This window comes from Mycobacterium sp. E2989, from assembly GCF_001667595.1.
Lineage (GTDB): Bacteria > Actinomycetota > Actinomycetes > Mycobacteriales > Mycobacteriaceae > Mycobacterium.
On the sequence record NZ_LZJX01000075.1, the window covers coordinates 62,452 to 82,430 of the forward strand.

At 62.3% G+C, this 19,979-nt stretch carries 20 protein-coding genes and 2 pseudogenes; 4 read left to right on the forward strand and 18 right to left on the reverse strand.

The annotated features are described in order from the left end of the window. The first annotated feature begins 3 nt into the window (after window positions 1-3). Window positions 4-126 (forward strand): hypothetical protein, encoded by a 123-nt coding sequence (locus A5680_RS26465; protein ID WP_255353587.1) that lies wholly within the window; start codon window positions 4-6, stop codon window positions 124-126. Window positions 127-139: 13 nt separating this feature from the next. Here A5680_RS26465 and A5680_RS13810 read toward each other — a convergent pair. The 8 genes and pseudogenes from A5680_RS13810 to A5680_RS25265 form a co-directional block, all read right to left on the reverse strand. After that, window positions 140-493, reverse strand: a pseudogene (locus A5680_RS13810) (hypothetical protein); the annotation flags it as partial. A gap of 18 nt (window positions 494-511) precedes the next feature. Continuing rightward, the gene (locus A5680_RS13815) at window positions 512-1,033 is read right to left on the reverse strand and encodes a hypothetical protein (protein ID WP_156675106.1); all 522 of its coding nucleotides are present in this window, start codon (window positions 1,031-1,033) and stop codon (window positions 512-514) included. Window positions 1,034-1,100: 67 nt separating this feature from the next. Then, the gene (locus A5680_RS13820; protein WP_067820163.1) at window positions 1,101-1,808 is read right to left on the reverse strand and encodes a hypothetical protein; all 708 of its coding nucleotides are present in this window, start codon (window positions 1,806-1,808) and stop codon (window positions 1,101-1,103) included. A 57-nt stretch (window positions 1,809-1,865) separates the two neighbouring features. Then, on the reverse strand, window positions 1,866-2,486 hold the full coding sequence (locus A5680_RS25250; RefSeq protein ID WP_369827662.1) for a uracil-DNA glycosylase: 621 nt from the start codon (window positions 2,484-2,486) through the stop codon (window positions 1,866-1,868). Window positions 2,487-2,848: 362 nt separating this feature from the next. After that, window positions 2,849-3,901, reverse strand: a complete 1,053-nt coding sequence (locus tag A5680_RS13825) for a hypothetical protein (protein WP_156675107.1) — start codon at window positions 3,899-3,901, stop codon at window positions 2,849-2,851. A 71-nt stretch (window positions 3,902-3,972) separates the two neighbouring features. Beyond that, window positions 3,973-5,217: a hypothetical protein gene (locus tag A5680_RS26565; RefSeq protein ID WP_082970363.1), complete on the reverse strand. Its 1,245-nt coding sequence runs from the start codon at window positions 5,215-5,217 to the stop codon at window positions 3,973-3,975. Next, window positions 5,214-6,944: an McrB family protein gene (locus tag A5680_RS25260; RefSeq protein ID WP_082970364.1), complete on the reverse strand. Its 1,731-nt coding sequence runs from the start codon at window positions 6,942-6,944 to the stop codon at window positions 5,214-5,216. Before A5680_RS25260 ends, A5680_RS26565 begins: the two co-directional genes overlap by 4 nt. A gap of 6 nt (window positions 6,945-6,950) precedes the next feature. After that, a complete protein-coding gene (locus tag A5680_RS25265; protein ID WP_197499786.1) occupies window positions 6,951-7,841 on the reverse strand; it encodes a DNA adenine methylase in 891 nt (296 codons plus the stop codon). A gap of 114 nt (window positions 7,842-7,955) precedes the next feature. Between A5680_RS25265 and A5680_RS25270 the strand changes: the two genes are divergently transcribed. Then, the gene (locus A5680_RS25270; protein ID WP_082970366.1) at window positions 7,956-9,284 is read left to right on the forward strand and encodes a site-specific DNA-methyltransferase; all 1,329 of its coding nucleotides are present in this window, start codon (window positions 7,956-7,958) and stop codon (window positions 9,282-9,284) included. Between the two features lie 201 nt (window positions 9,285-9,485). Here A5680_RS25270 and A5680_RS13835 read toward each other — a convergent pair whose 3' ends face one another. The 10 genes from A5680_RS13835 to A5680_RS13875 form a co-directional block, all read right to left on the reverse strand. Next, window positions 9,486-10,418: a DUF5655 domain-containing protein gene (locus tag A5680_RS13835; protein ID WP_067820171.1), complete on the reverse strand. Its 933-nt coding sequence runs from the start codon at window positions 10,416-10,418 to the stop codon at window positions 9,486-9,488. A gap of 117 nt (window positions 10,419-10,535) precedes the next feature. Then, window positions 10,536-11,618: a phage major capsid protein gene (locus A5680_RS25275; protein WP_156675108.1), complete on the reverse strand. Its 1,083-nt coding sequence runs from the start codon at window positions 11,616-11,618 to the stop codon at window positions 10,536-10,538. 282 nt (window positions 11,619-11,900) lie between these two features. After that, complete coding sequence (locus A5680_RS13845) at window positions 11,901-12,389, reverse strand: hypothetical protein (RefSeq protein WP_067820174.1); 489 nt, start codon at window positions 12,387-12,389, stop codon at window positions 11,901-11,903. Then, window positions 12,386-12,829: a hypothetical protein gene (locus tag A5680_RS13850; protein WP_156675109.1), complete on the reverse strand. Its 444-nt coding sequence runs from the start codon at window positions 12,827-12,829 to the stop codon at window positions 12,386-12,388. The genes A5680_RS13845 and A5680_RS13850 overlap by 4 nt, the downstream gene beginning before the upstream one ends. A gap of 274 nt (window positions 12,830-13,103) precedes the next feature. Continuing rightward, complete coding sequence (locus tag A5680_RS25280) at window positions 13,104-13,856, reverse strand: bifunctional DNA primase/polymerase (RefSeq protein WP_197499787.1); 753 nt, start codon at window positions 13,854-13,856, stop codon at window positions 13,104-13,106. After that, window positions 13,853-14,326, reverse strand: a complete 474-nt coding sequence (locus A5680_RS26040; RefSeq protein WP_231977623.1) for a hypothetical protein — start codon at window positions 14,324-14,326, stop codon at window positions 13,853-13,855. The genes A5680_RS25280 and A5680_RS26040 overlap by 4 nt, the downstream gene beginning before the upstream one ends. Window positions 14,327-14,450: 124 nt before the next feature. Next, on the reverse strand, window positions 14,451-14,786 hold the full coding sequence (locus A5680_RS25285) for a helix-turn-helix domain-containing protein (RefSeq protein ID WP_082970369.1): 336 nt from the start codon (window positions 14,784-14,786) through the stop codon (window positions 14,451-14,453). A 318-nt stretch (window positions 14,787-15,104) separates the two neighbouring features. Then, entirely contained in the window at window positions 15,105-16,505 is a 1,401-nt protein-coding gene (locus tag A5680_RS13865) for a recombinase family protein (RefSeq protein WP_231977626.1), read from the reverse strand. Next, a complete protein-coding gene (locus A5680_RS13870; protein ID WP_231977624.1) occupies window positions 16,400-17,740 on the reverse strand; it encodes an HNH endonuclease signature motif containing protein in 1,341 nt (446 codons plus the stop codon). The genes A5680_RS13865 and A5680_RS13870 overlap by 106 nt, the downstream gene beginning before the upstream one ends. 41 nt (window positions 17,741-17,781) lie before the next feature. After that, window positions 17,782-18,657: a DUF4436 domain-containing protein gene (locus A5680_RS13875; protein WP_067820210.1), complete on the reverse strand. Its 876-nt coding sequence runs from the start codon at window positions 18,655-18,657 to the stop codon at window positions 17,782-17,784. On the opposite strand from A5680_RS13875, the pseudogene A5680_RS13880 reads away from it, so the two are divergent. Together A5680_RS13880 and A5680_RS13885 are read left to right on the forward strand one after the other, a co-directional pair. Beyond that, window positions 18,610-19,236, forward strand: a pseudogene (locus A5680_RS13880) (DUF4436 domain-containing protein); the annotation flags it as partial. The gene A5680_RS13875 and the pseudogene A5680_RS13880 overlap by 48 nt on opposite strands. Window positions 19,237-19,256: 20 nt before the next feature. Further along, a partial coding sequence (locus A5680_RS13885) for a formylglycine-generating enzyme family protein (RefSeq protein WP_067820189.1) occupies window positions 19,257-19,979 on the forward strand: 723 nt, incomplete at its 3' end.

Here is a 19,979-nt window from a genome sequence, read left to right on the forward strand (position 1 = left end):
CCCATGACCAGGGGGAAGAAGGTTCTGTTCGCGCTGCTGCTCGCGTTCGCCGTCTCGACGACTTCGGTGAGCTGCACACCCACCGTGATCACCTGCCCCGCGGGCGGCGGCCCGGTCGGCTGCTGAGCGCGACCACCCCTCAGAAGGGCGGTGGCTCGTCGTCGTCGCCGGTGGCGTCGCGTGGCCGGTATCGGGCGGTGGCGCGGGCTTGGCGGTTGGATCTGCGCTCGGTGGCCACCCGGTAGGCCCGGTCTTGGCCGCGGGTGCGGCGTCGTCTGGGCATCATCGCGGCGCGTTCGGCGCAATAGTCTTGCGGCGGGTCGGCTTCGGGAGCGGCGATCGCCCCGGTGGCCGCGCACAGGCTGGGGAACAACAGCGCGCTGCCCGGTGTGGTGACGTAGGTGCGCCCGGCCGGGGACGTCAGGATCAGCGTGCCGTCGGGCAGCTGCTTTTCGCGCCAGCCCCAAAACGTCTTCACCAAATGATGGCAACGATTTGAGAAAGTACGTTTTTAATCCGTGTTGCCTGCCGCGCGACCTTTGGCCTGGTAAAGCGCACGGTCCACCGATCGCAGGTTACGCCCGCATCGTTCGGCGATGGATCTACAGACCTTCAGGTATTGCATGTAGGGCGGATACAACTTTGGGGCGGGGTCAGCGATCTCACCATGCGCAGCCAGCGACTTGACGGCGCGCACGTCCATGACGGTATGTACGTCTGGTTGCCAAGCCATCAGCAACGAGGACGCCATCGGAACCTGCACCCCCTTCAGCAGGGTGAGGATGAGGTGCTGGATCGGTTCTGGTGCGGCCAGTGCTGTGCTGGTGACATCGTGGATCATCTCGTCAGCATTGGAGTCCAACCTTGGCAGCACACGGACGGCCTTCCACCTGCCCACCGTCAGCAGATCGACGCGGTCATAACAGCCCCGCTCACGGACCCGGGGGCCGACCACGTTCAGCACTTCGGCATCAGAGTTAGGGTCGTAGCGTTTCGCCCAAAAATCGATCCAGGATGCAGTAATTGTCGCCACAGACCCCTCCCCCTTGGCTTCGGGCTCACGGTAGCCCGCTCAACGCATGCTTCGTCAGTGTCTTCGCTCAGCGTGGGTGCTGCGACGCTGCGCTATCCCGTCCCGCACCTGTGGCCGATATGCCGATCATGACGTCATTACGGAGAGCCGGGTCAATCGCCAGGTGCATGCCCAGCTCGGTGACCCTGCCGTCACGTGGATTCCACGCGCGGAACGGCTGTTCGTGACCGAGGAACGAGCCAAGAGAGTCGATCGTCGGCTTCCATAGGTTCAGCCAGTTCCTGCTTGGGCCAACGACGAAAGCGAGTTGGAGTCTGACCGGTCCGGCTGGAAGTTCTATTCCGTCGGCCGCGGCGGCACGGATCTGCTCCTGGGCAGCGTGAGCTTCCCACGAGGCTGTCGTCGTCACGAGCAATACGTCTGTCGAGGGCGCGGGCATCTCACGGGCGGCTTCAATCCAAACAAAAGACTTCTCAGCCTGTTGCTTGGTGCACCACACTGATACCAGGCCGTCGTCTTTCAGTCGGGAGGCTAGCGGCTTTGCATAGTTGTCGAGGTCCCGCTTGTCGAGTAGATCAAGGGAGCTCGAGAGCCCCACATCGAGTCGTAACGCCCACGGGCCGTCGATCCTGGACCCCGCAAGCAATGCTTCAGTGTCATCGAGAAATGCGCGCAGCTGAATCTGCTCTGGATGGTTGAATTTCTCCCCCGAGAACAGTCGAGGCGCGACCCTCAGCTGATGATTCTGACCTTCGGGTCGGGCATACCACCGCACCGTCCAAAGGTAACGCGGCTCAGCACCGCCGTGGCAAGCCTTGAACGCCTCTGTTCCTCAACCCGAGTTCAGTGCGCTGGCTAGATACGCGATGGCGTCTTCAAATCGCTGCCTGGCATCGGCAGCAGTTAATCCGCGTGGAGAGCAGTGGGGTACCGGCCCTGGAACCACCGTCAAGTTCGTGGCAACATCGGCCCTCCTCCAACCGTCTTCTGCGGCACGGCCGAGCAGCAGGACGATCTCAAGATTCGGGCAGCGACTGACGAATTCTCTTATCCACGGTGCGCCCTGCTGCCGTTCGGCCGCGGTGGAGCCCCCGTTCTTCCCGGCGACTGGGAACGGCACAGCATTCCACGGCACGACGTCCTTCGACGAGATGTGGTGACGCTGGTAAGCCTCACGCAAATTGCGAGCGGTGCGGTCGTTGTTGTCCAGGCTGAGTAGGCCCGAGCCAGTGCCTGCTTCGGCGTTCGTAGATGGGTTGTCGAGCATCACCAGCGCGCGGGCGTGGACACCGCCACAGTCTGGATCGACATACGGGATAAAGCTGCGCGGCAGGCCTCTAACGTCAGCGATCGTGTCGGCGAGTTCATTGAGCGGCGCTACATGAGCTTCACGAATGCGCAGATGCTTCGCCGCCAGGACATCAGGATCCGCATTGCAGCCGTACACGGTCATGCCGCCCATGCTGCCCCAGGGCGTCGATCGGCAGGAGGGCATTACGGACGCAGACCCCTTTCGGATCTGTCAACTTTCAAGGTTGACAGCTGCTTCTGCATCATCGGACCTAAAACCGCCTCCAAGCAGGACTTCCCCGCGGTTCTGAACGGCTTTTTCGCGTTAACTTGTGCCGGGGGTAGAAAGCAGGAGCCGGGCTGGTCGGGAACTCGGCCAGGCGCCAAACTTTTGACCCCCTACCCCTCTCATGTCCGTACCGGGCGGCGGCATGTAGGACCCAGGACGCTGATCTAGCACCCGTTACCCCGTAGGGACCTTTGGGTTCCCCCTACAGGGTGCGGACCCGTCGGTGACATGGGCCATTAATAGCTTGACCGCTGCCGCTGCTCCTGCGAGTCGTAGTAGTCAGCCCAGCTGAAAGTCTGCGACCACGCTTCGAGCGCGGCCCGGCGGGCGAGGCCCGCTGGTGAGTCCGGCTCACGTGCTGCGGTGACGATTTCTGCAAGCCGCGGACTTCGTTGGGCAAGCGAGTCCAGTACCACTTTCGTGAAGTCTTCATCGAGATCAACTTTTAGGATCCATTCCGAACTGTCAGCATCGCCGAAGTCCAGGGGCGCTTCGGCGCCTGCGGCAAGTCGGCTGCCGGGGACGCTCACGCCGTTGAAATTGTTGATGCTCGCTTCGACGAACAGCTGCGCCAGCATGGCCTGTAGCAGTGGTACCTCCTCGGTGAAATAACCCCGAGCCAGTCCACCATCCAGCAGCCATTCCACAAACATTGCAGCGTCATCGACAGTGCTTTTCCCGCGTCGCCGTAACACAACAGCCGTATCTTCTCCCCACGACAAGGGATCCAAGAGCGTCGCGGATACGACGGCGATAGGAGTCGCTAGCCCGAAGACGCTCTCATCTAGGCCCGAGGTCATACTGCCGTTCTCACAGAAGCTGAGGTAACCCCAGGGCGACACGTCAACTAGTGGTCCAGCACCAGGCAGCATCCGGACCCCCTCAGAAGTTTGCCAAGCACTCCAGCGCGCACCGTCCACATACAGCACGCGGTACACACCCGACTGACCCTCATCTTCATCGATGTGTTCATCGCTCATCGCCTCAGACCACAGCGACTCGTCGAAGTCGTCCCTGCGGCCCGGGATGCGCAGTATGAACGGCAGCTCGGCTAACACCGAAGGTTGACAAGTGATCCGAGTGACCTGATTAGCCCGTATCTCGCCTAGAGCAGGATCGGCACCGATCAGCGCAATGACATTTGACTCCGTGCAGACTCTTTTCGGCCCCTCATCAACACGACATCGCAGCGCTCCATCTTCGTGGAACAGTTGCGCGCGCTCAATCAAAACCTCGTTATCTGTGCAAACGTCAAAGCGGCTAATCTCGTAGACAGATTTGTTGCCCATCTTGCTCCTGTTGTCTACCAATTAGAATGGCGCCATCGCCTATCATCCAATGACATCTGAAAACCCGTGGCTCAATGGTCGTTTAGAAGCTGCTCAAGTCGGTGCGCACGATCCTCGGCACCGCCCCGCCGGCGATACGTGAACATAGAAAGCCCCACTGTCGCAAGGCGTTTGGGCCTTCCATTGAAGCCTGCAACATCAAAGAATCGAATTGGCGCGTCATCCGGGTACACGATGACGGCCAGCGGCGAATGTAACGCCGCCGCGGTAGCAAGCGCCTGGAATGAATGGGCTCGTCTGGGGGTATCTCCCGACTCGGCGTATTTGGCCTCGAAAGTTACGGCAGCAGTACCATCCCGCAGTAGGAGTCCGTCGGGCTCCACTCGTTGAACAACCGAGCCGTGTTTAGTTAAGAGAGGCCATCGAGTCTTAGGGGCCAATTGGTAGCCTTCAGGTGCTTTGAACTTCACTAACGCACGAAGACTCCGTGATAGTAGCGTTTCGAGGAGCGGCCAGGGTTCTAGAGCGACCTCCAGGCCTGAAGCATGACCGGGGTCCCCTACCACCGAACGGTTCCGCAAGACAGCGGCTGCGATATCCCATGCAGGCTGGTACTTCGCCCACTGCGCTGGAAGATGTCTTAAAGCCACCGCAGGATTGACAAATGCGGGCAGCGCTTGACCTGGGATGACAGCAGTTTCCAAAGCTCGAAGTCGAGACGCTAACTGCCCATTTAGTGCCGACCTGAGAAAGAGTCCACTCACCAGAGACAGCCCACGAGCGAAGTCATTGGCGACAGAGAACTCGTCTCGTTCTATAGGAAAAAGCGCTGGATTGAGAAAGTTGGAGCGTACCCATTTGGAAAGCTTGAGCCGCCCATTCAAACGCCGCGAAATGAGATCATGATGCTCATAAACCTGAATTGGTCCATCTTGGCGTAGTGCACTCTCCAAGCGGCGTGCATACTCGAACGCAATTGCCGTGGACAGATCATTGCGCCTGGGACCCTGCGTCGACCGCTGGCTGCCAACAACCGCGATTCGAGTCTCATCGCCGATCAGTTGGACGATCGACTCTGCCCAACTAGTTCCCACCGGTATCTTGGGCTCTACTTCAATGACAGCCCCGGACTGCAAACGAGTGGACCCAATTAGGTTCTGCACCGTCACGTTGGTTCCAATGATGCTTGCTAGCTCAAGGGTAGGCCGTAGTTCTCCTTTAAGGCGCGCGAAAGTCGCTCGAATATCATCAGCCTCCGCGGCCGTAACTTCACTCGCCGCCCATTCACGAAGACTGATTCGTTTGTCCACTGTCACTTGCCAGCGAGTCGAAGCAGCTCCTTCAACGAAGCTGAGTGATCAAGCGCGCTAAGCTCATTGAAGTGCAGCCTTGCCTGCCCATAAGGCCCAAACGATTCATCGGCCGACTTCCACCACACCGCAGAAGTGTCGTTTGAATTGACGGCCTGATCCGATGTACCTGCGCAGACGATTGGCGCGAGGCTTTCGTCGTTGTCCTGCAATGACATACGCAGCGTCGGGACTATGCGCGTATCCCACGCACTCGTTAGCGCCCGAAGCGCGGCATCCGCAGTCGATCCGGCCACATTCCAAAAATTGCTCTGCCCGATTCGGAAATCCTGGCCAAGAATCGCATCAATGCGGTAGTTGAGTGCTTTTAGCAGGTCTACTGCTAGACGAGCGACATCGCTAGCGGTCCAAGCGGCATATGGCTGCGCGTAATCAACGGAGTTACTCGCATTGATGTGAAGCGCAAGTACATCGTAATCGGGTGGCATATCGATGATAGAGAACCGGCGACGCAACGCTGCGTCAATGGGAGCCACAGAGCGATCGCTGCTGTTCATCGCCGCGACGATCCAGAGATTAGGCGGCAGGCTAAACCTCGGATCTACGCTTTTACCACCCCCAGACGCAAATTCGTCCGGGACTTCGATAGGAAGGTCGCCATAGGGTAAATCTATGGAGGCTTGCCCACGTTTATCTTTATCCAGCAAAGCCAAGGCATCCCCAAGTATCGCGGCTGCGTTACCCCGGTTGAATTCATCCAGTACAAGCACGGCTGGATTACTGCCACCGGCAGCGTAGTGAGCGAGATTTATGAGAGGCCCTGTAGTTACCCGCACCTCCACTCCCGCTGGCGCGGGACGCGGCATCAGACCCAGCACTAGGTTGTCATAGGAGTACGACGGGTGGAAAACCACAGTTCTTGCTTTGCCTGGTGGGCGGCGTATCCCGCCTTCGGACCACGCAGAATGGCTGATGTCAGGGTCGAAGAAGGTACCGCGACCCGGATTTTCGACATATTCGGTTAGCCGTTCCAATAACACGGTCTTACCGGTTCCAGGAGGACCAATTAATAGAACGTTCGGATTCTCGGAAAGCGCGGAAATCAGCCGCGCAACCTCGTCGTCTAGTGGGAAGCCATCACTTTCGAGTGCCCTGCCGGAGCAAGCGCGTGATGGGCCAGTTTCGGCAGCCGTGGATCGCACTTCTTCGGGCAGAAGATCTATGTCCGCGAAACTTAAGCCCGGAGGAGGATCTGCGATATACACCCGAATGTGAAGAGTATCGCTTTCGTCTTTGAGCTTAACCACAACGAGGTAAGCCTCTAAGCCCCTTTCTTTGTAGGCGGAATAAATGGCATTTGCTTCAGCTGTTGTGGTGGCATTCGGATCACCAGGCAGAGTTTGCGGCCCCGCAGGGGTGGGCTGCGGGGCAAGCCGCCACGGCTGTGGCGCGCCCGTTGCCGTTGACCACGACAGATGGTGGCGGTCTGCCGAAAACTTGATGTGTCCGTCGGCAGAGCCATTGGGCCACCGATACTTTATATTTACACGGTCTTCCCCGGGCTTCTCGGGAAACTTCGACGTTAGAAGTTCGCGACAGCCGCCTGAGACTTGCAAGTAATCTTTAGTCCAACTTTTGTCATTTGGATCATCGTCGAAACGACCGTAGATTGCCTTGAAAACTGAGTCGCCGACATACCAAACCCATACCGCCTCTACTGGACGCGCAACCATAGTTGCTCACTTTCCGATTATGATCGCTTCTGGGGAGCGTCGGTCCTCAACTTCACGTCTGGCCTGCGCTGCAACAGACCGGTGCGTCGTAAAACCAATCACTTCAGCGAAGGAAAACAGCTCTCGAACTCCAGGCGTATCCCGATTGCTCATCACCCAGCGGACACCACATTCAGAGAGCCGGCGGCATTCCTCAGCAAGATCCTCTAGGTCACGTAGTCCAAAAACCTTGGCCGTATACTTGTTGAATTTAGACGTAGGTTCCTTCTCTTCCGGGTTGGTAAATACGGGGAGGTAGGGCGGGTCCAGATAGACGAAGTCGCCGCGACGAACGTCAGCAAGTGCTTTGCGAAAGTCAACGTAGTTGATGTCCGCGACCACGAGGATATTCTGGAGCGCTCTTAATGTGCTGTCATCGAATCCGTTGAACTTCCGATCGCCCCACGGGACATTCATGGCACCGGTCTTCGAATTTTCGCGCCAGAGATGATTCCAGGAAGTTGCGTTGAGATAAAAGAATCTTGCTGCCCGCTCAACAACGCCAACTGGCTTTGCCGATCGAACCTCGTAGTAGAACTCCTTCGAGTCCCGCTCCTTGTACCAGGCCAGCAGCGGACGAAGCTCTGCTGGAAAGTCCCGCAGGGCGATCCATCCGCTGATGAGGTCTTCATTGAGGTCAGACAAATAGGCGCGGCCGCTAATCCGTGTGTGGGTAGCAAGAAAGACGCTGCCGCCTCCGAGGAATGGTTCGTAATAGTCGCCGAGTGACTCTGGGACGTACGGCAGGATCTTTGCCAACAGCCGACTTTTGCCGCCGGCCCATCGAACGAACGGCTTCATCGGGCGCGACTGGCCTGGTTGATCGTCCGCATCGATGCCGACCGTAGATGGGGTCAAGGTCCAAGCCCTTCGGTTGTGTCATAGCGGTGATGTCAGTCGCCCGTGTGATCCTATGTAACAACAACGCGCTGACAATCCCGGCGCGCCGCGAGATCAGGAGCGATACGGCTAATGACCAGCGATGTTCAGCTCCACTGGACGAACAAGCACCTCCCACTGCGAGCAGAGGGCGCGGCCTTGTACCGCTGGGTGCAACCCTCCGACTTGGAGGCGACTGCCCAGCCCGTCTTGACCCCAATGCTTGGCGGCTTTCCCGATGCGAAAGACAACTTACTCGCCATCGGAGATGGCCTGGACGTTATTGAGGTACTTGATGCGCAGACGTCCGCCCTACGCGACGGCATCCGACTCGTCTACATCGACCCACCGTTCAATACAGGCAAGACGTTTAATCAATACGGCGACAACCTGGCTACGCCCATGTGGCTCAGCATGATGGCTGACCGCTTGCATGCTCTAAAACCCCACCTACGCCCGGATGGGTCTGTCTGGGTGCACCTCGATGACTCTCAGATACACCGGGCACGAGCCGTAATGGATGAAGTATTCGGTGAAAGCGCCTTCGTGACTACCGTGGTATGGCAGAAAAAGACAACGCGAGATTCCCGAGCCGCCTTTAGTCCAAATCATGACAATATATTGGTCTACGCGCCATGCGGGCCGAAAGAATGGAAGATCAGCCGGAATTTGCTAGTTAAAGAAGCCTCGGCCTTGCGAAATCGAGACAATGATCCGCGCGGCCCCTGGGCGGATGCCCCGTTCACCGCTCCGGGCTATCGAAAGGCTCAGCAATATGAGATTGTAACTCCAACTGGTCAAGTATTGAGACCTCCGCGTGGACGTTCGTGGTACGCGACCGAACCGACGTATCTCGACCTGTTGGCTGATAACAGGATATGGTTTCCTAAGGGGGGGAGCGGGTCACCGCGAATTAAGTTATTTCCTCACCAGTTGCGGGGACTTGTCCCCTTTACGGTCTGGGGTGGCGCAGATGTAGCCACGAATGACGATGCCAAGCGCCATTTATTAGACTTATTCCCGGACGTCTCGGTTTTTGACACTCCTAAACCTGAAGAGCTGCTCGAACGGATAATTCATATCTCGACAAACACAGGAGATTTGGTCGTTGACCTTTTTGCGGGTTCCGGCACTACGGCAACAGCCGCACATAAGATGCGCCGCCGATGGATAGCTGTAGAGAGAAACTCACAAACGGTTCTTGACTTTACATATCCGCGCATCAGCGCTGTTGTCGAAGGCCGCGACAAGGGAGGCATCACCGGTCAGGTGGCCTGGGAAGGTGGAGGGCAGTTCAAGGTGCTGCATGTTGCACCTCGATTCGGGAAGCTGACAGGTCATGAGGCGGCGAAGGGCATTAAGGAGCGCCTGAAGGAAAACGGCCTAGTTGGCGAAATGAACCCAATTTTGGCGAGCGCATAGCACATCAACCTATGGCTTTCGGATGTCTGTTGGAACTTGGCGAGTCAACGTGAGTTCATTTGCGCCAAGGCAACTCTGAAGCCATACCTTCCGTTGGCTGCGAAAGCACGATGGGCGGCTCACGATGAGGGCGGCCGGAGGCGATGTACTGATCCGGATCAGCTTCCTCGTGGTGCGACGTTCAAATCCGTACGCAACCGTTCAGCTGTTTGCGTAGCTCATTGCGAGCAGAGGTTCAGCTTGTGCAAGCTGTGCGCTATCAGCAATTCGAATCTCCAGATCGCCTGTGCCAAAGTGGCCGATTTGGCTTACATCCCGCGTAAATCCATCAACTAATTCGACCGTCGCCGGGTCCACCTTGGTATAGACCAGGATTGCGTTGGACTGCGGGTGCACCTCCACGCAGGCGAAGTTCTTCAACCTCCGGTACGCGAAATAAAACTTCCGTTCTGTCTTCGTCACATCGTCACCCATGCCAGTGAGCATCGTGTCTAGGTCTTGGAAAAGATTGCTAAGCGAGGGTTGAGCTTGCGCTAGCAGTTGACCAACCGTCTTGGTAGCCACTCCCTGCCGACTCTTGCGTCCCAGTGAGGATGATGCAGGACCCACGATGTCTTCGTCTTCTTTAATTGGATTCGTCGTGGCAGTGAGAAGCTCGAGAGCGATAAGTTCACCATTGTTGAAGGTCTGGTAGCGGATCAGCTCAATACTTCTGTTGATCTGTGCTACAGCATGCTCGTCGTACCGGGTGAAGTTGCTGGCAATACATATCAGGCGTGGGTTAACCCAATCGACTTCATCGGTACCTAGGCGCTTGCGGACAAGGTTCTCGAACTCGGCCTTATGGTCAAGAAGCCAGTCCAGGTAATACAATCCCTGATTGATCACGCTTTCGCCCCGGGTCCGCTTGTATTCGAAAATGACCGGTGAACCGTTCTCGTCTATGCCGATTGAGTCGATCCATCCCTGATGCTTTCGCCCAGTGAAGTACTCGGACTCCAGGAACCGAACACCGAAAAACACCTCCATATTGGCCTCGATCAGGCGCTGGAGGTGACGCTCGAGTTCCACAGCTGAGCCGGTTAACTCCTCCACATTCGAACCGAAGATGCGGAACAGCTTGAGGTCGCTCATGGTCTCCTGTTTACAACAGTTACGAATGTGGGGTGTGCGCGCAGCGCCGGCAGAGATGTACAGAGCTGCCCATGCCGCCGGATGAGCCGCTGATGTGCGGCTAACGTGGGTGCTTGGTCAGAACGTCGGCGGGGTTAGTCCGGTGACCTCGGCTGTGCTGACGGGGTACCGCCCGGCGGTGAAGGCCAGGTAGCCGAACACCTGGAGCCGCACGGTCAGCTGGCCGGACAGCGTCTCAGGGTAAGCCATCGTGCGAATCCCGCTCTCCCACAGCACGTTGTCGGTGACGCGGGTGATGAGGATCGAGTCCTCGGTACCGGTCGGGGTCTCGCTGCCCAGGTTGGTCGGGAAGTTCGGATCGGTGATGATGGGCAGGCCTTGGATATTTCCGACTATTTGTTCGCTGGCAACGTTGGTCAGGATGCCCGCGGCGTTCTGGGGAAACTGAGCGATGGGGGGAAACAGTGGCCGGTTCGTGGTGTCCAGGAGCGACTGGAACCAGCCCCAACGACGGGGGTGCATAAACACCGCGGTCGGCGGCTGGAACCGCGCACCGTGCACCTTCTGGATGGCGTTGGCCACCGCGGCGTACACACCCTGGATGGTGAGCGCACCCGCAGCGACCGTCTGGATGCCAGCGGTGTTGAGGATGCCCAGGATGGTGCCGTTGGTGCCGGTACCGGCGATGACCTGAGCGTCCACCTGCGCGGCGTAGTCGGCCACCAGGTCACGGAACACCAGCTGGTCGAACGCGAGCGGCGACTGATCGATCGTCTGTCGAGCGATGTCCTGCTGGCCGGCGATGGTCCGCACCGGTGCATTGATGCTGGTGTCCGTCAGGTCCTGCGACACGACGTTGGTGTTGTCGGCCGTCTGCGCGCCGGTCTTGGTGCCGGTGAGCATCTTGGGGATGTTCAGCGAGTCGGTCCCTGCGGGCAGAGGAGCGTTTGTGACCGCGTTGGCCAGCGGACGGCCGGGGCGGGCCAGCTCGACGTACTCCTGCATCATCCACAGCGGCGGGACGGCGTAGCCGCCCTGGCCGTCCACGCGGGACAGTGTGCGGTGCTCGGCGAAGGCCTTCTTGTAGTCGCGGGAGGTCTCCACGTCGCGGGCGTGGCGGATCAGACGCTCGCGGGCCTCACCGTTCCAGTCCATGCCCGCGCCGACTGCGCAGAGGTCACGCAGGTAGGAATGACGCACGTTCTCCTTGGCATAGATAGGCGGTTCATTGACACTAGTTGTCACGGTCTTTCTCCAGATTGCGGCAGATGGGTATAACGCGGCGAGATCGATTGCCACGCAGAACAATTGAAGGAATTTCGCCGCGAAAAGGACGTGCCGTCCATCTCCGCACCCGCGCCTGTCTCTGCGACTTCGCCTGCGCCGTGCCGGCTGCCAGTTAGCGGCTCCTCGTGCCGAGTCCGCCGCCGCGCGTTGCTGCAACCACCAAACTACGCCTGAGCACCGACACGGCCAAGGAGGCTAGGCCCACGGGTTGCCCTCGGGCTCAGCACCTCTACTCGTGATGTCATGCCACTGCGGATGGCGGCTGGTATCGCCGGGCGTGCCGTGCGGATGTCGGCGGCGGTAGTCATCCAGGACAGCCTGTAGATCCTGCTTGGCCCTTTCGTGGCGCTGAAGCTCAGCGTCAAGGTTCCGAACCAGCTTGCGCAGCCACGCGGCGAACCCGTCCTCTCCGTGCCATTGTGCGAGCAGCGCGGTCTCGTGAAATACGCCGCGCAGCACATTCAGCTCAGCCTCGTACAGGTCATTGAGTCCCACGATCTCCGGTGGCAGGCCCACGTCGTCATTTCCCTCGCGACGTTCCCTTTCGCGGTTGACCAGCCACCACATCCACGCCGCCCAGCCAGATGCCGGACGGGCGCCGGGTAACACCGCGATGGCCCCGAAGTCGAGCGCAAGGTGCTTCAGTGCCCCGTCGGTCAGGTGGTGCAGTTTCGGGTCAGTCATCGGTCGTCATCCTCTCGTTGGACTTGGTAGAAGCCGCGCAGGCACCCGGACGCGCGCACGGAGCCGATATGGCGTTGGCGATGTTGGTGCTCGCCGCCGCAGTACGGGCAGGCGACGAGCCTGCGGAGGGGGTCAGGGCGCGAACTGCCGGGTACGACGACGGCGCGCAGCACCGTGGGCGCTGGACCCTGCGTGATGCGGAACCGGCTGCCCACCTGGACCACAACGGAGTGCACGCCGACGCAGCTTTCGTCACACACCAGCCCCCGCATCGCTTCCACGGCAGCGGCTTCCGAATCCCACCAGATGAGCTGCGCCTCGGTTTCACGCACGCACACCAGCGCGACCCGGCCAGCGTCGTCCCTGGCCGGCGAATGTGAGGGCTTGATGTAGCTGCCCTTTGGGTCCGGTGTTGTTCCGCCCGCGCTGCCGTGCGCCACTACCGTGCCCTCCGCTGCTGAGCCATTCGGCGATGCCCTGGTGTGTCCCCGTGCCGGTACTCAAGGTCCATCTGGGCTATGCGATCCGCGACGGCCGCAACCCTCGTCTCGTCGGCATGGTGGCACCACAGGCAGAGTCGGGAGCCTAGCCAGCGCCCGAACTTCTGACACCGCTGGCACCTTCCCCGCGGACAGCCGAAACGATGGCCCTGGAGGCGGATGTGGTGCGCGCAAAGGGGACAGCGGCCAGGACGGCCCCGAAAATCGTCCAGATTCACAGCGCACCCCTCCGTGCGGAGCGCACGATGGCGGCGACCTCAGCAAGGGTTAAGCCGCGTGCCACAGCGGCCTCCATCAGAGCCGACTCAAAGGCATCGAAGTTCCCTTGCCGCAAGGCGTCTCGGCACGCCCCGAACACGGTCTTGTTCCGGGACCCGGCCGGGGCGGCGGCGATGCGCGCCAGCAGGCATTCCAACCCGAACTGCGCGGCGCCGTGAATGGGAACCGGAGCAGGCCGCTCATAGCGCGGCGCGACCAGAGCCTCCCGCAGCCAGTCGGGGGCCACTGCGGGTTCGTTCACCGGCTCACGCAGCCACCGATACCGGCACGCCACCCGACTCGGCGGGACGACGACGTACCCGCTGCCGCCGTGCTTGATGTCTACGCCCTCGCACAGCCGCGCCCGCGTCTCGATGTCCCCGACGCGGAACCAGTAATGCCACCCGCCGCCTCCGGTGCGCGCCGTCCACGTCACCGGCAGACGACCGTGCCGGTTCGTCAACCTGCGCATCGCCGCATCTCCGCCGTGGCGCGGATCGATGTCCACCACCACCATGCCCGGAGGAGGCCGGACACCGATGTTGTCGGCAGGGTGCTGTCGCCACCATTCGGTGACCGTCTGCACATCACAGGTTGCAACCCGGTAGCCGCCGGGGAGGCGTGGCCGCTTTGCTCGCGGCAGCAACGGCAGGACCGGCAGGCCGTGGTGCGCCAACCCGAGCGCGGCGTCGGGCAGTTGTCCGCTCACCGCCCACCCCTGGATGCAACTTCCGGTTCCGCCTCCGGTTCCGTTTCCGCACAGGAGATTCCCCGGGAACCCTCCCGAGAACCTCCGGAGAGTCTCCGGAAATGCGCGGTGAGGAGGGCCTCCGGATCTGACGACTTCGGGTAGCGCGGTTTGGCCGGTTTCTGCGGGTCTTGCCAGAATTTGAACGCGGCGGCTTCGATGAACCGGATACCGTCAACCTGATAGCGGATGACGAACCCCTTCTCGTGTAGCTCGTCGATTCCCTTCTCAATTTTCTGGACGGTCCCGACTGGGTCGCGGGCGAGGTCGAACTGGAAACACGCTCCTGCGATCCCGACAGGCGAGTCCTTTTGGACTCCGTTGTCGTCCACGTAGGACCACACCGCCAGCAGCAATTCGCGGCCCCAGAACGTCAGGTTTCCGATTTCCTCAGACTCGTAGAAGTCACGTTTGACGACGCGCATTCTCACCGTTGCACCTCCTGGTGTGGAGGACGGATCGCCGGCCACGGGCGTCGGGGCGCGGGGGTAGAGTCAGCCCTGTCTTGACATGCACCAGGAGCCGCCCCCGGCATGGGGCGGCTTCTTCTCTCTGTCATGCCTGCCCGCCCCCGTTGCGTGCTGGGCGCAGCAACTCGGCCAACCGTGCGCGCTGCTCGTCGCTCAGCGGTGGCGCAACGGCGAGCACCTGCTCGATGTAGTCGGCCACACTGTCGGGTGTCGGCGTTGGTTGGACGAGGCGGTCGATGACCCATTGAGGAATGCGTACCGACTTGCCTAAGCGGACGGCAGGTATCTCGCCCTCTGCGATGAGGGAGTCCAAGTGTCGGACGTTGATGTTAAGCGCGTCGGCTGCGTCGCGGCGCGTCCGCAGAGCACCGCCTTGTGTGGTTTGCACAGCGTTCTCCCATGAAGAACCGGTTGGCCTCATAACCGGTCCCTCGTTGGGACGTCGCGCCCTTTAGGCCCTTATGGGGGGCGGAATTACTGTTTGCACCGCGACCGCGCTGGCCGGGCCATTCCTCGCTGGAATGCCGCCTTGCTGACCAGCTCGGCGGGGTAACTCGACCGCTACATTACACCGCAGTGCAGACGTTCGCACGCAATAGCTTAGTGGAAGCGTTTGTCGCACAAAGTAACTCGGTGTAGCGCGCTACACCACCTATCAGATGCTGGGCAGCCAGCCGCCGTCACCAAACAACGACATGCGGAACCGCTGAACGCCCGCCCCGTGGACGCTATGCGACAGCTATCGCCAATTCACCTGCACCCGTGCCGGATCGAACACATGCCTCCCCTTGCCGACCGGGACTACCGTCACCGTGAGCAGCAGCGCCATGACGGCGCGGAACCGATCGGCTGACAGCGTCCGTATGGCACCGGCCACCTCGGGCCGACCCAGCGGAATACCGTCGAGCACCCGCAACCGTTCCTGGTCCTGCTGACGCCGTTCAAGCACACCCAGCTTGTCGAGTATTCGGTCGGTCGCCCGCTTGGCCTGGGGGCCGGTCAACAAGCCGTCTGCGCGTTCGTCGGCGATCTCGTTCAGCCGCGCCCGCAGGGTGTTCTCCTCGGTGCGCAGCTTCTCCGCTTCGGCCTCGTCGTGCAGCTCGGCCTTGAGCAGGTCCACCGCATCGGGCTTGGCCAACCGGCCCGCCACAATCCCGTACACCAGGGGCTCAACGTCGGCAGCGCGCACCGCTACCCCCAGACACTTCTTGCAGCGATACGCACCGACACCGGACTTGCTCTGGTACCCCGAGAGGTAGCCGCCGCAACCGGGCTTGCCGCACAGCAAAACACCGGTAAGCAAATGGCGGCTCACCGATTTGCGCCCCGGCGCACGTCCCGGCTCGGAGACCTTGTGCTGCACCGCTTTCCACGTGTCGTAGTCCACCAGCGCCGGCCAGGTGCCCTTCACAGGCTTGCCGTCGCTGTCGTAGACCAGCTCGCCGTTGTGATCCCTCAACCCAGCGTTGCGCGGCTTGCGCAGGAACAAGCTCACCGTCGAAGCGGTCCACGGCTTGCCGTTGAGCCCGTAGGCCCCCGCATCGTTGAACATGCGGGCTATGTCTCCCAGCGACGAGCCGTCCCGTACCGCGTCATAGGCGCGCTGGACCAGCTTCTGCGCCTTCGGGTTCACCTTGCGGGTGCCATCGTCCCTCTCCTTGGGGCGGGTGTCACGCTCATAGCCGAACGCCGCTTTCCACTGCGGGCGTCCGCTCTCCGCCTTCGCTCGGGCAGCGCGGCACTGACGCACACGCATCATCGCGATCTCGTGCTCACTGACGGCGGTCTTAATCTGCGCGGTGAGCACACCGGTCGGGGAGTACAGGTCGATCTCGCCCTGGCCGGTGGTGGCCAGCTTGATCTCCCTTCCGAGCCCGGTGAAGAACTTCCGCAGCTCCTCTAGCTCGTGCATCATGCGCCAGCCGCGGTCCTGGTCCCACGCGGCGATGGCGTCAACCTTCCCCGCCTTGATGTCGGCCAGTAGACGCTCCCACTCGGGGCGCACCTTTCCGTTGCTGGCGCTGCGGTCGTTGTCTACGTAGAAGCCGACCGGCGTCCACTCTTTGACCTCGCACAGTGCAGTGGTATCTGCGCGTTGACGATCGACGCCTGCCCGCTTGTCCGTTGGGTCCGATGAGATTCGGCAGTAGCAAGCTGCCCTGAGCTGCGGTTTTGTGGTGGTGTTAGCGACCATGCGCTAAACGGTATTTTCTCCAGCCGACATTGAGCGCGGCAGTAGCACTTGAGGTTGCTCGCGTGGGTGGGCCCACCGGCGGCGTGGGGAACGGTGTGGTCGATGTCGCAGGCCACCGCCGGGCAATCACAGCCCGGCCAGCGGCAGGTCAGATCCCGGCAGCGCACGAAATCGGCCAGTGCCTGCGAGGGCACATAGCCGGGCTCGGGCGGCGCATCCCCGGGATGGACCAGCGGCACCAGCTTGGCCGAGGCGGCCAGCTCGGCGATCAACTCCGGCGGGATCAGCCCGTCCGCCCGCAGTTCGCAGGCCGGCGCCGCGCCGTGGCCGTCGAGGGTGGCCTGCTCGGCGATCACATGGATCACCACCGGCCCGGCCGGCGCCCGGGCGCCGGCGGCACAATCCGGTCGCCCGCACCGGCATCCCAGCCGGTCGGCCCCGGCGGCCAGCGCCCCCAGCGCGTCGGCGCGGCGCTGCTCACGCGTGCGGGGATCGTCGCCGCACACGCTGGCCGCCAGCGCTGACAGCCGCGCGTCCAGGGCGTGGGCGTCCGGGCTTAACAGCACGCCCTCGAGGCGGGCCAGCCCGTCCCCCATCTCGCCGATCCACACCTCGCGCCCCGCGGCGCGCTCGCGACGCCGGCGCACCGCATCGGCGTCGGCTCTCGCTACGATCTTGTCCACCTGGGCGCCCAGGCGCGCCGGGGTCATCGACGGCCAGCGCGCCACCCGGGCGGCCAGCTGCTCGTCCACGCGGGCCATCACGTCGGGGTCGGTGATCAGATCGGTCCGGTAGACCATGGTTTGCACCATCCGGAAATCGATGTCCCCGGCGGCGAAGACCTCGGCGACCCTGGGCAGCCGCTCGCGCAACGCGCGGGCGTAGCGCACCCGGCTGGCCGCCAACCCCAGGCCGATCCGCAGCTCCGCGGCCACCTCGGCGGCCACCGCCGCCTCGGTGTCCACCGCCCAGTCCGCACACTCCCCGCCCCGGGACAACCGGTAGGCGAACAGGTTCCCGATCGCCGCCAACTGCCCGGCCGCCGCCCGATTCTCGCTCCGGGCGCATTCTCGCGCGGTGGCGAGGAACCCGGACGATTCGGCCGTCTTCGATGGATACCGCCGCTCGAAGTGCTCGTCGAGGCGCGCGATCACCTCGGGCGACACCTTCGAATCGAACATGTGTTCGAGTATGCCACGGGGCTCCGACAAAAGCGGCCCGGCTAATCCCCCTGCCGGACCCAGGCGAAGATGTACAGGCTCATCGCCGTCACGAGCGCGATCAACACCCACTGCACGATCGCCTGGTCGATCCACGAACCGGGCGGCGGAGCGCCGGGCAGGATGTTGCGCAGCGGGACGATGGCGAACAGGTTCGCGGCGTACCAGGTCGCGAACGGCGGCAAGAACTTTCTCCGGCCCAACGCCATCGGGATGGCCACCAGCAGCGCCAGGGTGGGCAGGCTGATCAGCACCAGGCAGATGCCCAGGTCGAAGATCAGCGGGCCCTTGGCCCTCTTCAGCGTGATGACGACGTTGCCGTTGTCGGTGCCGCGCTGCGTCGGCAGCGCCCCGGGGTCGTGGACGCGGTTGACCGTGATGTCCCAGCCGTCCAGCTCCCCGGTCACCTCGACCCGCGCGGGCACCTTTTTCAGGTTGTCCCCCGACCCGACGAACGCGTCGGCGGAGATCGGCTCGGTCTTATAGGAGTCGAACGGCCAGTTACCGGGGTCGCCGTGCGCAACGACCGTCGTGCTGAGCTGCGCCGGCGCCTTGCCCTTCGGGTAATGCAGGTCCCCCAGGTCGCTGGTGGGGTACAGGCGCACGGCGACGTCGGCGCCCAGCACGTCGAATCGGTTGTCGTACGCCGAAATCCCCGGATAGACAAGCACATTCACCGCGAGGTGCTTCGCGACCGGCTTGAGCTCCTCGACCTGCAGTTGCACGATGGTCGCGTCGCCGCCGCCCTGGCTGAGGTCCAGCGGCGGGAGCGGGCCCTCCGACCGCTCGAGCCAGTGGACCCCGAACAGGGACAGCATGTAGGCCGTCACGACAAACGCCTTGACGTGCTGAAGACCGACACCGCGGTCCGCATGGATCCGCCCAACGACCTGGGTGACCTGCAATACCCGGCGGGCAAGTCGCCGGCGCAGGTCGCCACCACGATCGAGGCGCACGGGGACCCCAACAACTGGCCGTTCGACTCCTACCGCACCGACACGCTCTCCGCCGACGTCCTCGTCGGGCAGGGCGACGCGCGCCAATACATCCCGGCCCGCGTCGAGGTCACCGGGGCGCTGGACGGGTGGGACGTGAGCGTCCAGCGCGTCGGCGAAGCCAGCCAGGAGTCGGAACGGCCGGACAACGTGGTGATCACGCTGCACCGGGCCAAGGGGCCGCTGATCTTCGACCTCGGCATCTGCCTGGTCCTGTTCGCCCTGCCGGCACTGGCCTTCGCGGTGGCCATCCAGATCGCTTTGGGCAAGCGCAAGTTCGTGCCGCCGTTCGTGACGTGGTTCGCCGCGATGCTGTTCGCCGTCATACCGATCCGCAACTTCCTTCCCGGTTCGCCACCGCCCGGGGCGTGGATCGACCAGGCGCTGGTGATCTGGGTGCTGCTCGCGCTGGTCGGCGCGATGGGGTTGTACATGTTGACGTGGTACCGGCAGTCCGACTGAGGTGCTCGTACCCTGAACGGGTGCTCACCGAGCTGGTCGATCTACCGGGCGGATCGTTCCGCATGGGGTCGACCAGCTTCTACCCCGAAGAGGCGCCGATCCACACCGTGACCGTTGCCGCCTTCGCGATGGAGCGGCACCCGGTGACCAACGCGCAGTTCGCCGAATTCGTTTCCGACACAGGCTATCTGACGGTCGCCGAGCAGCCGATCGACCCGGCGCTGTACCCGGGTGCCGATCCGGCGGACCTGTGTCCGGGCGCCATGGTCTTTGCGCCCACGCCGGGCCCGGTCGACCTGCGGGACTGGCGGCAATGGTGGCGCTGGGTGCCGGGTGCGAGCTGGCGACACCCGTTCGGCCCGGACAGCGATCTCACCGGTCGGGCCGATCACCCGGTGGTGCAGGTGGCCTACCCCGACGCGGCCGCCTACGCGCGCTGGGCCGGCCGGCGGTTGCCCACCGAGGCCGAGTGGGAGTACGCGGCCCGCGGCGGGAGCGCCGCGACGTACGCGTGGGGGGACGAGCCGAATCCCGACGGGCGGTTGATGGCCAACACCTGGCAGGGCCGGTTCCCGTATCGCAACGACGGAGCGCTCGGCTGGGTGGGCACCTCGCCGGTTGGGACGTTTCCCCCCAACGGATTCGGTCTGCTGGACATGATCGGCAATGTCTGGGAGTGGACCGCCACCGAGTTCTCCGCGCACCACCGCCTCGACCGGCCGCCGAAGGCCTGTTGCGCCCCG